Source organism: Rhodococcus yunnanensis NBRC 103083, from assembly GCF_001895005.1.
Classification (GTDB): domain Bacteria; phylum Actinomycetota; class Actinomycetes; order Mycobacteriales; family Mycobacteriaceae; genus Rhodococcoides; species Rhodococcoides yunnanense.
Genome location: NZ_BCXH01000004.1, coordinates 87,842 through 100,352 on the forward strand (window position 1 = coordinate 87,842; position 12,511 = coordinate 100,352).

Sequence of the window (12,511 nt, forward strand, 5' to 3'; positions counted from 1 at the left end):
CATTGTGAGCATGGAACAGCGCACGTTAGGCAGTCACGGCCTGGTTTGTACGGCCATCGGAATGGGTTGCATGGGGTTGTCGCAGGGCTACGGGGAAGTAGACGACGGCGCGTCGACCAACGCGATCCACGCTGCCCTCGACAGCGGGATCGACATGTTCGACACGGCAATGAGTTACGGACAAGGTCACAATGAATCTCTGCTGGGCCGGGCGCTGGCTGGCCACAACACGGAAGTGAAGATCGCGACCAAATTCGGAATCGTGCGCGGGGACGATGGTGTCGCCCTCGACGGAGCCCCAGAACACGTCCGTAGGCATTGTGATGCCTCGTTGACACGGCTCGGCGTCGATTCGATCGACCTCTATTACCTCCACCGCGTCGACCCACGAGTACCGATCGAGGACACGATCGGGGCAATGGCCGACCTCGTGACTGCCGGCAAAGTTCGATATCTCGGGGTTTCGGAGGTAACGGAAGCTCAGCTCAGCCGTGCCGTTCGAACCCATCCGATCTCCGCCGTGCAGTTCGAATGGTCCATGATGTGGCGCGAGCCCGAGCGGAGCATCGTCCCTCACGCGCGCCGACTCGGCGTGGGCCTTGTCCCCTACAGCCCGTTGGGCCGCGGATTGTTGACGGCAACTTTGCACAACCTTGCCGACATCGGGTCGAGCCCATTCCGTAAGAACGACCCTCGATTCAACGATCAAAACCTCGTGCAGAATCTCACTCAGGTCCAACATCTGCAGACCCTCGCCGTGGAGCTCGGTATGACCGCAGGCCAGCTTGCGCTGGCGTGGCTCCTCTCCCAAGGCGACGACATCGTGCCCATCCCAGGAAGCCGGCGGGCAGACCGCATCGCTGAGAACGCTGCAGCCGCCGACTTTCCGTTGACGGAGAAAATTCTGGGTCGCATCGAAAACGTGGCGCCGGCACTTCAATGGTCCGGCGATCGATCCTCGTTCGCTGTCCCCACCACCTCGCGTCAACTTGCTACGGAAGGAAACCGATGATGACGATCACCGCAGAAGGCGGTTGATCCCCCAGGGGGAGGTGCCCCCGGACTTGATTTTTGATCGCTGTGCCGTCGATGGTGGAGTCGATTTGAAAGTCCTTAGCCCACAGCACGTTCGCTGCATGGGTATGAGGGAATGAGCTGGCGCGTTTGCGTGGATGGTGGATCCGGACCTGCAGGCCTTCCTCCGTCCACAGGCGGTGGATCTTCTTCTTGTTCGCCTCCCGCATCGATGAATGCCGTCCGGTCCAGGCTCGTCGCCGCGCCCGAGACGCCACGCGCTCAGCGACGCGGCCACCGCACGATCGCATTGCTCGACGCCTGCATCGCCCTGCACGACTGACCGATCCCACCAATGCCACAAAATTGGCACTACGTTCACTCGCACGAAAGGATGCGCCAATTATTCGAGGAAGCAACGCGTTCACTGGGGAACATGCCAGATCGCGCTGACCCCGAAAAGAACGGTCGAGGTCATGTCCAACGCGAGGGTCGCCCATTGGGGACAACCGACTGTTCGCGCAGGAAATCGAACGCGACTGCGAAGTTGCGCCGGATGACGTGAAAGTCGGTGGTAGAGGAAAATTCAGGGAGGGCGTATAAATGTCGGGCGTATGCCCACAGGCGTGGATGGCCTTCGGGGTACCGGCTGTTGGCCTCGAAGATTCCTGGGTATGCACACTCGAAACGGACAAGCGAAACGAACAATCGAACATCGGATTCGGTGATTCGATCGCCGTTGAGATACGGACGATCTGCCAGACGGCTATCCAGTGTCTCGAGTGCGCGCAAGGAATCGTCGACCAACGTCGTGTGGTTGTTTTCCTGTGCCTCGTGGCCGAGTATGTGGATGACGCTGTGGATGTTGTCGTACAACCATTCGTTGATCGTGTCGATCTCTGCCCGCAGATCCTGCGGATACAGATCGGCTTCCTTGGTGGCAAGGCGGTCGAACTGGATGGCCAGGTCCCGGCTGATCGCGTCGGCATCGTTGCTGACGATGACTTGATTCTTGTTGTCCCACAGAGTCGGTACGCCGGTGCGGTGTCCCGGTTCCATCAATTCCCACACTGCGCGCAGTGCGTCTGGGTCATCGTCGGAATAGGTGATCGAAACGACGTTCTCGAGCCCCTTCAGTTTACGAGTGATCGCAGCGCGGTTGGACCACGAGCAACCCCAGCTGACGAATAATTGGTAGCGATCCGCCTCCGCCGGAAACGACGGCGAGCCGAGCCTGCCTTGGAAACGTGCAGGCGGGCGGAATATGGATCCGTCCGGGCGCCGGAGTACCCCGGCCGCGGAGTCCGGCATGTTGCAACTGGCTACGGCCGCGGCATCGAGATGGTCGGAGATGTTGGAGGTCATGGGTTGTTCTCCTGAGTGTGATCGAGGATGACGATGGGCGGTGGTGTCGCGGCAACGAGTGCGCGGGTATACGGATCTCGTGGGTTGGTCAGGACGGTCGCTGTCGTTCCTGATTCGATGACCCGTCCGTCGCGCATGACGACGAGCCGGTCTGTGAGCTCGGCTGCGGCAGAGAGATCGTGGGTGATGAACACGATGGCGAGGTTCAGATCGTCGCGCAACTCACCGAGCAGGTCCATGACCCGTCGTGTGGATGAATTGTCCAATGCAGACACGGCTTCGTCGCAGATCAGAACCTCCGGTTCGGTGGCGAGAGCACGGGCGATCGCGACCCGCTGGCATTGCCCACCGGAGAGCATGTCCGGTGAGTTGTCGAGGATCGACTCCGGCAACGCAACTCGATCGGCGAGCTCGCGTACGCGAGCTCGGCGTGTGCGGCGGTCTCCAATGCCGAAGGCTCGCAGGGGTTCTTCGATAGCGCGGCGCGCCGAATAACGTGGATCGATCGACGAGTACGGGTTCTGGGCGATCAGTTGGACAGCGCGGCGGAACTGCCTGCGGTCCTTGTCCACGAGCGCGCGTATGTCTTCACCGCGGAAGTACACTGAGCCGTCACCGGGTGGTTCCAGTCCTGCCAGTACACGTGCGAGCGTGGTCTTTCCTGCACCGGAACCGCCCACGAGCCCCACCACTTCGGCGGTGTTCAACGTCAGTGAGACATCCTGCACCCCGGTGAGCCCGTGGACGCTTCGGTACAGCCTGGAGACCGCGTTCAACCGTAGAACTTCGGGTGCAGCGCCTCCCCGAGAAGCGGATCTCTGCTTCTCGTCGGTTGCCGATGCCACTTCGACAGTTCCAGCGTGATCGTTGTTCGTCGCGTCGACGCTCGGACGCGGGGTGAGACGCCGAAGGGGGTGCGGAAGTGTGGGCGCTACGGCGTGAATGTCGCCGCGCGCCACGATGGTCCCCTGCGCGAGCAGTAGTCCCCGATCGGCGCGCTGCGCCGCCAACGAGAGATCATGGGTCACCATCAAGACGCCGATACCGTCCTGCCGCGCCAATTCGGTGATCCAGTCCATCGCTTGTGCTTGTGCCAGAGTGTCGAGTGCCGCGGACGGCTCGTCGGCAATGAGAAGCGCTGGAGCGGCCGCGAGCGCAACTGCGATCATCACTCGCTGGGCCATCCCACCGGACAGTTCGTGCGGGTACTTGCGGGCGAGCGTCTCCGGTTCGCCGAACCCGACCTTGCGTAACAGTTCTGCGACCCGCTGCATGCGCTCACGCCGAGGCATCCGAGCTACGCCAGGTATGCCTTCGAGTATCTGGGGGCCCACTCGCAGTACCGGGTCGAGCGCTACTGCGCAGTCCTGTGGGACGAGCCCAACAGTGCGGCCCCTGATGTCGCGCATCCGCCGCCGGTGGGCGAGATTCACGCGTGTACCGCCCACGACGAAGTCGTCCGTTGTGACCTGCGCTCCGTCCGGAAGCAACCCGAGCAGGGCATTGACAATGCTGGATTTGCCGGATCCTGATTCACCGAGCAGCGCCACGACTTCGCCCGCCGACACATCGATGTCGATCGCGGTAACCACCGGAGGTCGCGCTCCGTAGCGCACGGTGAGCCCGCGCACCAGTAGGGCATGCGTGGTCTCGATCGAGTGCACAGCAACGCTTTCGGTTGTCGACTCCGCTTGTCCGACGGCGCTCGCGCCGGTCACGAACCTGCCTCCTTCGGTTGCAGATACGACGACAGCACGTTCACCGCGACGACGACCGCTGCGACGACGACACCGGGAGCGATACTGAGCCACCATTCGGTGGACACCGATCCCCGCCCGGCTGCGATCAATGCGCCCCATTCCGGCGAAGGCGGAGCGGCCCCGAATCCCAGGAACGACATCGCCGAGATGCCAAGCACCGCGGCGGCGAACTCCAACGCGGCCAGCGCCGCCACCGGACGCGAAGAATTCGGCAGTACGTGCAGAAGCACTACCTCGAGGTGGCTGCGGCCCGACACCAGCGCAGCCGTCACATAGGGACGGGACCGGATCCGCACTACCTCGGATCTAGCCAGTCGGGCGACAGTGCCGATGCTCACTATCCCGATCGCGAGAGCGACGTTGATGGTGCCGAACCCGAGTGTCGTGATCAAACTGATGGCGAGCAGAAACGAGGGAACCGACAGCACGACGTCGATGACTCTGACTGCGATGCTGTCGATGACGCCGCCGAAATATCCTGCGAACAGTCCGAGGGATCCACCGACGATCAGAGCGACAGTCACCGCGAGCAACGCCGCTGGAACCGATGATGCTGTTCCGTAGACAACCCGGGCGAACAGATCGCGGCCGAGGTTGTCGGTGCCGAACCAGTGAGCGGCCCCCGGTGCACGGAATGTGTTGGACGGGTCGACTGCGTACGGGTCGCGACGCGTGAACAGGCCAGGGGTCACTGCCCAGCCGATCACCACGACGATCACCGCCCCGGCAAGCCAGATCCCGAGTCGGCCGGTTCGGTCAGAGGTGCGCATACTCGGCCCGTTCTTCGGAACGTGGTGTCGCGGAGGTTCCGCTGGTCCGTAGGCGCGGATCGACAACGCGGTACAGGATGTCGACCGTCAGATTGATCGACACGATCAGGGCCGCGCTCAGCACAGTAATTGCGAGGACGACAGGTGTGTCCTTGTCGAGGATGGCATCGGCCACGACCTTGCCCATGCCGTGGCGGGAAAATATCGTTTCGACTACCACAGACCCTGAGATGAGACCGCCGATAACCATTGCGATCATCGTCAGGGCCGGAAGGCACGCGTTCCTCAAGACGTGGCCGAATACGATCTTCCCTTCCCCGAGGCCCTTCGCGCGCAGCGTCCGAACGAAGGGCTGGCGGTACGTGGCCTCCATATTTCGTCCCAGAATCTGCCCGATGATCGCAGCAACGGGAACGGCCAGGGTCAGTGCAGGCAAGACCACCGATCCGGGACCGCGTCCGCCGATGCCGGGCAACAACCGCCACTCGAAGGCGACGAAATGCACCAACACCAGTCCTATCAAGAACGTCGGTAGTGAGATCCCTACGACAGGTGCGGATCTGAACACTGCCCCTGATCGGTGCCTTCTGGTGAGCGTCGCCGCCACCGCCAGGGCAATCCCCACAGGTGCCCCTATTGTCAACGCGAGACCTGCCAACTCCGCTGTTGCCGGCAACGCAGCCGAAATCACTGCGCCGACATTCTCGTTCGATCGGATCGAATACCCGGGATCACCGCGCAACAATCCGAATCCGTACTCCGCGTACTGCGCGAGCGCGGGCTTGTCCACCCCGAGTTGCGCGCGTAACGCCGCCAGTTGTTCCGCCGACACTTCGGCGTTGTCGGCGCCGTTCTGACTCAATTGAATACTCACCGGATCGCCTGGTACGACGCGTAATACCACGAAGGCAAGAGTGAATGCGACCCAGATCGTGAGTACCGCGTAGCCCAACCGCGTCAAGACGTATCGGCCCATCATGAATTCCATCTCGTGTCATGGAAACTTCCGTCGACCGAGTAGCCGGTCAACTGGGAATCGGACGCCACCTGCACACCGGTCTCGTACAGCGGGATCGCCAGTCCACGCGCGAGGATCGTCCGCTCGATTGCACCAACCGTCACGGTTCGCGCCGCAGGATCGGACTGACCTGCTTGCAGATCAAGGTCTGCGTTCAGCGGATCGTCGGTGTTCAGACGTGCTCGGTTCTTGGCGGAGGCCGCGAATACCGTGCGCAATACATCCGGGTCACCCCGCCCCTGGTTGAACACCAGTAGGTCGTAATCGCCGGCGTCCTGGGTCGGTGACAATTCGGCAATAGGTAGGGCACGCAGTGAGAGTTCGATTCCGACCTGGGCCCACTGCTGCTGCAACAATTCCAGAAGTGGGCCGTTGATCAGGTCGACGGACGGGTAAGTGACCGCAATGCTCAGTCGTTGTCCGTCCTTGGCTCGGACACCGTCGGGTCCGATCGACCAGCCGGCTTGATCGAGCAGGACGGCGGCACCGTCACGATCGAAAGTAAGGTCGCCCGACGAGTCCAGATATCCGGGTGTGTTCGCTGCGAGAATGCTCGTCGCGGGCGGCGTTGCGCTACCGAGAGCGAGGCTGATCAGCTGTTCACGATCGGTGGTCGCATTCAAGGCGCGCCTGACCGCCTCATCCACCAGTGGACCGCGAGTGGTGTTGGGCACTGCGGTGTACACAATGCCCGGGGATTGAATACGGGTCCTGGTGAACGCATTCGGTGCCAGGCTGTCGATCTGACGTTGAGAGATTCCGGTTGCCGCATCGACTGTGCCCGAGGACAGCGCGTCGAACTGCACACCCGGTTCTTTGATCAGGTCGAATTCGATGCGTGAGAGTGCGGCGGGTCCGGGCGTCCAAGAATCGGGGCCCCAGTGGTAATCGGCGCGGCGAACCAGGGTCACTCGCTCTTTGCTTTGTATTGTTTCGAGGGTGAACGGGCCTGTGCCGGTGAACTTCCCTGCGCATCGCTCTTGCGGACTCACTGTCCATGCGACCGGTGAGATGGGTGCCAAGGAGGTGGTCGATGCTGCTTGGACGAACGAGCTTTTCGGTGATGAAAATCGAGTGGTGATCGTATCCGGCGCCGTCACTGTCGACTCGATGTATCCGCTGAGCAGACTGTTCGCAGTCGCGGCCTGTGCACCGAGGCCCACGATTTCGTCCCAGGTCTGCTTGACCGCTGCTGCATCCAACGGCGTCCCGTCGCTGAAGGTGACATCGGTGCGCAGGACGAAGCTGAATTCGGTTGCGGTGTCGTTGCTCGACCACGACTGGGCCAGCCAGGGATTCAGTGAACCATCGACAGGGTTCTGATAGACCAGTGAATCGACCAGGGGCCGAACGAAGGGACTGCTGTTGGCTGTCAGATTTTGTGCCGGATCCACACAGTCCGCGGTATTGGCGGTCGCAATGAGGAGTGAATCTTTCTCGACCGAGGAATCATCGCTCGCACAACCCGTTGCAAGAGTGGCCAGCAAAGATGCGGTAAAGATGCTGCTGGCAAAAGCTACGTACTTCATCGCAGCTTCGATCGCTGAGGCGCCACTTCGGCATCTCTTTTTCCGATGTCGGTGCCATCAACACGGATGTTGCTCTGGTGGTTTGTATTCGGTACCGCGAGCCGGCTTGTTCGACCGTGAGCCGGCGGTGCGATCGCTGGATAATTCTCGAATGACATACTCGAGCCTTTCAAAGACGAGAATGGGCATGTTGGCGCGAATTCGAACCGGGCTCGGCTACGCCGATCGGGTTGAACTCGGATCGTGCGTAATTCGCTGAACAACTGTGTATTCGGGCGATCAATCCAGGGTTGGCAGAGCGCGGAGCCTGTGTCGGCCCACATCGATAGGGTGCTACGGGTAGCAGGGTCGACGCCGCCGTCGAGCGCCGCAACGTGCGCGCGGTGATCACCGCAACTGCCGTGCGACGTTCTATTTTTTCCCTGCCCTGCGAAAACTGGACGTCCGACTGAAATTGATATCACCGTCGACTTTGCTTCCCTGAGGATGATCGAGGACGCCGGGTTGAGCCTCGGGTCGTCGAGGGAGGAGGGTCGCACTGATTGCCGCACCGAGAAGGATGGCGGACGCGACTCCGAATGCGATGGCATATCCGTGTGTGACGTCGCTAACGGTCGGTGTTTCTTCGCCAACCAAGTTCGTATGAGCAGCTGCCACGATAGTAAGGGCGGCAAGTCCAACTGACCCGCCTAGCTGACGGGTTGCGTTGGCGAGACCGGACACCACACCCGACTCGTTCGGTTTCACCCCCCAGATTGCGGTGGCGGCAGTAGGCGCAAGGGCGAGACCGATCCCGAGAAAGACCGCCAGCCCTGGCATGATGACCGCCCAACCGATGGAGGACTCAGGGGTCAGTTGCGTGAGACCAGCGAAGCCGCACGCAGAGATCAACGCGCCTGTGACAATGAGGCGACGCGCGGGCACACGTCGGCGGAGCAGTTTCGACGCGCCCTGCGCACCGACCACAGTCGCTGCGGCAAAAGGTACGAAGGCGAAACCAGCTGCGACTGGCGAATACCCACGGACGCCTTGGAGGTAAAGGGAAACGAAGTACAACACCGAGAAGAATCCTGCGCCGAGTAAGAACATGGTCGCGTTGGCAACTGCCACGGCGCGTCGGCGCAGGATATGCAACGGTAAGAGCGAATGTGCGGTGACTTTCGACTCGATGACCAGGAATACCAGTAGTAGCACGAGACCAGACGCGACCGAAATTATGGCTTTCGCATCGAACCCCGCTGCCTTACCGGACTCCACCAGTCCGTAGACCAACACGATGAACCCCGCGGTCGCCGTCACACTGCCGAATACATCAAGTCCGCCTCCCGGCGAAACCATGTCGTTTCGCAGATAAACGATGGCAAGCACCGCGAGTAACAGCCCGACTGGCACGTTGACCAGTAATACCCAACGCCAGGAGAGTAATTCGGTGAACACACCTCCAAGTATTGCGCCGATCGCACCACCTGCAGCGCCCATCATCGTCCACGTCGCGATTGCCTGGGTCTGCTTGGGTCCCTCGTCGAACGTGGTAGTGATGATGGCCAACGTTGCGGGCGCTAATATGGCCCCGCCAATCCCTTGGATCGTGCGAGCGACGATCAGCGCGGTGGCGTTCGGTGCCAATCCACCGGCCAAGCTCGCGAGGGTGAACAGTGCAAGGCTGACTACGAACATCCGTTTGCGGCCGAACAGATCCGAAGCACGTCCACCGATGAGCATGAAACCCGCAAATGTCAGTGTGTATGCAGTGACAACCCACTGTAGATCTTGCTCACCGAATCCAAGGGAAGCCCGGATACCCGGCAACGCCACGTTCACGATGGATACGTCGAGCACAACGATCAACTGTCCGACGCACGCGAGCGTGACCAATATCCACTCCGGACCGGATCTGTTGCTGCCGTTCCCGATCGGATGTATCGATTCTGCGGAGTCAACGCCCGGCTTGCTCATTGGTTCCGTCAACTGAATTCTCCGATCGAATTGTGTCCGCGCTGCTCGATCCGGCACGGCGCGCCCTGGGTTCGAAGATTGGGTGAAGCTCTCGGTGCACAGACCGATGACGACGTCTACTCGCGGAGTTGCTGTCCGCCATGGCGTTACGACGGTGGTCTTGTTTGCCCCATGCAACGACGATATGACATTCACGGAATATTCGTAAGTAGCCACAATTTAGTGCGCAGCTCACTTCTGGTAAGTTACCGGAATGCCGGATGACTCGAAGGAACTGCTCCGCCGTGACTGCGCAGGCCGAACCCTGCTCGATCACATCACCGGCAAGTGGGGAATACAGGTCCTCACGTCATTGAAGAACGGTCCGCTACGCTTCCACCAAGTGAGGGCGCTCATAGACGGTGTCAGCGACAAGATGCTCACCCAGACGTTGCGGACGTTTGCCGACGATGGCCTGGTCGAGAGGACCGTGATCCCCACCTCACCGCCTTCGGTGGTTTACCAATTGACCAACCTCGGCGTGGAAGCAACACGAGAACTGGATCCGTTCCTGCGATGGGTACGAAGAAGCGTCGCTGGCGATGCCGGATGACGCGGTCCCAGTCGAACCGATCCATATGACTGTCAGCTGGTTGTTCTTCGCGGGGAGGTTATGGACGGTGAGTCGCTCGATGGGTGACTTGCCGTCGATGCCTGTGTGGTCTGTGGTGATTGTAGTGATGGACCCAGTCTTGGTAGGTCGCAGCGCGGGCTTCGTCGGAGAGGTAGGTGTGGGCGTAGGCCCATTCCTGGTTGAGGGTGCGGTTGAATCGTTCGACTTTGCTGTTGGTCTGCGGCCGGTACGGTCTGGTTCGTTTGTGCTTGACATCAGGACCCAGCGTTTCTGCGAATAGCTTTGAACGGTAACAGGATCCATTGTCGGTGAGGACGCGCTTGATGGCGATGCCGTGGGCTGCGAAGTACGCCTTGGCGCGTTCGAAGAATCCCGAGGCTGTCTCTTTGCGTTCATCGCCGAGGATCTGGCGAGTACGCCAGCCGGCTGTGATCGTCGACGGCGTGGTGGATGAACGAGTACCCGCGGCCGTGTTTGTTGTTGTGGCGGTTGCCGATCGTGCGTCCGAGCTTGCGGTGCCCACCGCCGTCGGGGATCCGACCGAGTTTCTTGATGTCGATGTGAATCAGATCCCCGGGCCGTTCGTGCTCGTAGCGCCGGGCCGCGGGTCAGCGTACTGCCAGTCCGGTGTTCTGGTCGAGGTGACGCAGTAGCGGCATCTGGTAGCGGCGTAGAACCGCTCCGACGGTGCTGTGTGCAAGGTGCAGGTGGTAGGCGATGCGGTGTGGTCCCCAGCGACGGAGAAAGCGCAGGTTGACGATCCGACGTTCGGTGCGTGTTGGAGTCCTGCCCGGACTGCGGTGCGGTCTGCTCGAACGGTCGACCATCGCCTGCAGGCCGCCGGCGCGGTAGCGGTCGGCCCATTTCTTGGCTGTGGTGGGTGAGCATTGGAATCGTTCGGCGGCCCGGCGGATCGACCAACCGTCGTCGACGATCGATGTCGCGAGCTTCAGTCTCCCCTTCGGGGTGAGCAAGGCTTTAGCGTGGGACGCGAGGACCTCCCGGTTGTCGGTGCAGTTGTGGTAACCACACCGATACCGGAGGTCCTCACCCATCTATCGATGACACGCCGTCCACAACGTCCCTGGCCATTACAGCTAGCGCAGGAACTGGGGGAGCGGTTCGACGATGCGGGTATGCGCACGATTTGGAGGATTGGGAGATCGGCACTCGCACAATCGCTGTACCGGTGCGCGTCCGGGGGATGCAACGACTCGCACTGACTATTGCAGCACCGCGAGCGCGGCTACGAATGGCCGGGACAGTCCGAGTACAGCATCACGCGAACGTGAGCTGGTCCGCAGACTTCGTGCGGCCTCAATCGGCCTCCAGGTAGGACTGCAAACGCGGTACTTAGCGCGGGACCCTAGGTCGCACTTGCTGGGGGATCGTGAACCAGGCCTCGAGTAGAATCCGAAAGTTCGTTCTGAGTAGTGGCTTTCGCCTCGAGAACCTTCGCGAGACCGCGAAACTGGTCGAGGACGTCGGAGGTTCGATCTTCACCCACCAAGCCGATGTTGGCAGCCTGGAGCAACTCGTGGAGGCACAGGGGATCGGTCTCTCGGCGTTGTGCCGCATTGACATCGCGGTGGCGGATGCCGGTTTCATCTCGGGAGGACCGACCGGTGATCTGTCAAAGCAACAGTGGCAGGACGTCATCGGCGTCGACCCCGACGGTGTGTGGAAGACATGTGAAACCGTGTTTCCTGAGATACGGCGTGCAGGTACCGGGGAATCGATCGTAGTAATCAGCTCCACGGCCGGCCGGGGGACTGCTGATCAATTTCTCGAACGAGTAGATCGCGACCTCGTGGACTTGCACGTGAGCGGTCGGAATTCGGCTGTCGTCCGGGGTCTGCTGGTTGGAGCGAGTGCGGCGGTATCGGCCTAAGTGCCAACGAGCTTTGACTCACTGGCATTCGTGATCCGGTGATGCGGGAGCGGACTGCGCCGACCGGCTACGGAGCGATCCAGGATCCCCGTCCGGGCAGGAAGGTAATGCCGGGGGTGACGGCCACCGTAGCGCTGATGTTGCCCGACCCCGTGAATGTCGCTGGCGCGCCGATAACTCCACTGCTCTTCCATTGACCGGAAGCGCCGGTGCTGTGGTTCGTCCACGAGAGTGTGCAGTAGCAATCCAAGCTGGACGAGAAGCGAGAGAACCCTGGTACTTCCGCATCGGTGGTGGCCGACAAGGATTCGTTCACGAAGGCGTCTTCGCCGGACGACCCAGTGCCGGTTACAGCCACTACGGGGGAGAACACAGTCCTGGTGACCGGCGCCGCTGATGCGTTCGGGGCAACGGCGATCGCCACCGTGACAGCTCCCGCGAAAAGAAGTGCAGTCGCCCGTGTGATCCGACCACTCGTTGCCCTAGTCACAAAAGTCTCCCTTATTGGAAGCTACGATTCGTAGCCCTAGTCCATACCGTTCGGTCGGCAAGTTACGCGAAGGATACCACGATCGCGACCGGGTACCCGCCGCAC

The 12,511-nt window shown here is 61.3% G+C and carries 11 protein-coding genes and 1 pseudogene; 4 read left to right on the plus strand and 8 right to left on the minus strand.

Translation table 11 applies throughout. The features are described 5' to 3' along the window. Nucleotides 1–10 precede the first annotated feature (10 nt). Complete coding sequence (locus tag RY1_RS08680; protein WP_072803147.1) at nt 11–1,012, plus strand: aldo/keto reductase; 1,002 nt, start codon at nt 11–13, stop codon at nt 1,010–1,012. On the opposite strand, the gene RY1_RS08685 is transcribed toward RY1_RS08680, so the two are convergent. From RY1_RS08685 to RY1_RS08715, 7 genes are all read right to left on the minus strand, one after another. Further along, a complete protein-coding gene (locus RY1_RS08685; protein ID WP_072803148.1) occupies nt 993–1,244 on the minus strand; it encodes a hypothetical protein in 252 nt (83 codons plus the stop codon). The genes RY1_RS08680 and RY1_RS08685 overlap by 20 nt on opposite strands. A gap of 244 nt (nt 1,245–1,488) precedes the next feature. After that, entirely contained in the window at nt 1,489–2,379 is an 891-nt protein-coding gene (locus tag RY1_RS08690) for a glutathione S-transferase C-terminal domain-containing protein (protein ID WP_072803149.1), read from the minus strand. Continuing rightward, a complete protein-coding gene (locus RY1_RS08695) occupies nt 2,376–4,097 on the minus strand; it encodes an ABC transporter ATP-binding protein (RefSeq protein ID WP_169914605.1) in 1,722 nt (573 codons plus the stop codon). The genes RY1_RS08690 and RY1_RS08695 overlap by 4 nt, the downstream gene beginning before the upstream one ends. After that, nucleotides 4,094–4,909: an ABC transporter permease gene (locus tag RY1_RS08700; protein ID WP_072803150.1), complete on the minus strand. Its 816-nt coding sequence runs from the start codon at nt 4,907–4,909 to the stop codon at nt 4,094–4,096. Before RY1_RS08700 ends, RY1_RS08695 begins: the two co-directional genes overlap by 4 nt. Further along, nucleotides 4,896–5,897, minus strand: a complete 1,002-nt coding sequence (locus RY1_RS08705; RefSeq protein ID WP_084727267.1) for an ABC transporter permease — start codon at nt 5,895–5,897, stop codon at nt 4,896–4,898. The genes RY1_RS08700 and RY1_RS08705 overlap by 14 nt, the downstream gene beginning before the upstream one ends. Further along, nucleotides 5,885–7,321 (minus strand): ABC transporter substrate-binding protein, encoded by a 1,437-nt coding sequence (locus RY1_RS08710; protein WP_169914607.1) that lies wholly within the window; start codon nt 7,319–7,321, stop codon nt 5,885–5,887. Before RY1_RS08710 ends, RY1_RS08705 begins: the two co-directional genes overlap by 13 nt. Before the next feature lie 546 nt (nt 7,322–7,867). After that, on the minus strand, nt 7,868–9,412 hold the full coding sequence (locus RY1_RS08715; protein WP_072803152.1) for an MFS transporter: 1,545 nt from the start codon (nt 9,410–9,412) through the stop codon (nt 7,868–7,870). 253 nt (nt 9,413–9,665) lie between these two features. Between RY1_RS08715 and RY1_RS08720 the strand changes: the two genes are divergently transcribed. Then, entirely contained in the window at nt 9,666–10,004 is a 339-nt protein-coding gene (locus RY1_RS08720) for a winged helix-turn-helix transcriptional regulator (protein ID WP_072803153.1), read from the plus strand. Nucleotides 10,005–10,055: 51 nt separating this feature from the next. Here the strand turns inward: RY1_RS08720 and RY1_RS08725 are convergent. Then, a pseudogene (locus RY1_RS08725) lies at nt 10,056–10,999 on the minus strand (IS481 family transposase); the annotation flags it as partial. A gap of 116 nt (nt 11,000–11,115) precedes the next feature. Between RY1_RS08725 and RY1_RS31125 the strand changes: the two are divergent. Together RY1_RS31125 and RY1_RS30970 are read left to right on the plus strand one after the other, a co-directional pair. Further along, on the plus strand, nt 11,116–11,361 hold the full coding sequence (locus RY1_RS31125) for an IclR family transcriptional regulator domain-containing protein (RefSeq protein ID WP_503629801.1): 246 nt from the start codon (nt 11,116–11,118) through the stop codon (nt 11,359–11,361). A gap of 54 nt (nt 11,362–11,415) precedes the next feature. Next, entirely contained in the window at nt 11,416–11,916 is a 501-nt protein-coding gene (locus RY1_RS30970) for an SDR family NAD(P)-dependent oxidoreductase (RefSeq protein ID WP_072803154.1), read from the plus strand. Nucleotides 11,917–12,511 lie beyond the last annotated feature (595 nt).

Excerpts from the sequence above, each read along its gene's own strand:
- RY1_RS08680 (WP_072803147.1), top strand. The coding sequence starts at position 11 with ATGGAACAGCGCACGTTAGGCAGTCACGGCCTGGTTTGTACGGCCATC.
- RY1_RS08685 (WP_072803148.1), bottom strand. The coding sequence starts at position 1,244 with ATGCGGGAGGCGAACAAGAAGAAGATCCACCGCCTGTGGACGGAGGAA.
- RY1_RS08690 (WP_072803149.1), bottom strand. The coding sequence starts at position 2,379 with ATGACCTCCAACATCTCCGACCATCTCGATGCCGCGGCCGTAGCCAGT.
- RY1_RS08700 (WP_072803150.1), bottom strand. The coding sequence starts at position 4,909 with ATGCGCACCTCTGACCGAACCGGCCGACTCGGGATCTGGCTTGCCGGG.
- RY1_RS08705 (WP_084727267.1), bottom strand. The coding sequence starts at position 5,897 with ATGGAATTCATGATGGGCCGATACGTCTTGACGCGGTTGGGCTACGCG.
- RY1_RS08715 (WP_072803152.1), bottom strand. The coding sequence starts at position 9,412 with ATGAGCAAGCCGGGCGTTGACTCCGCAGAATCGATACATCCGATCGGG.
- RY1_RS08720 (WP_072803153.1), top strand. The coding sequence starts at position 9,666 with ATGCCGGATGACTCGAAGGAACTGCTCCGCCGTGACTGCGCAGGCCGA.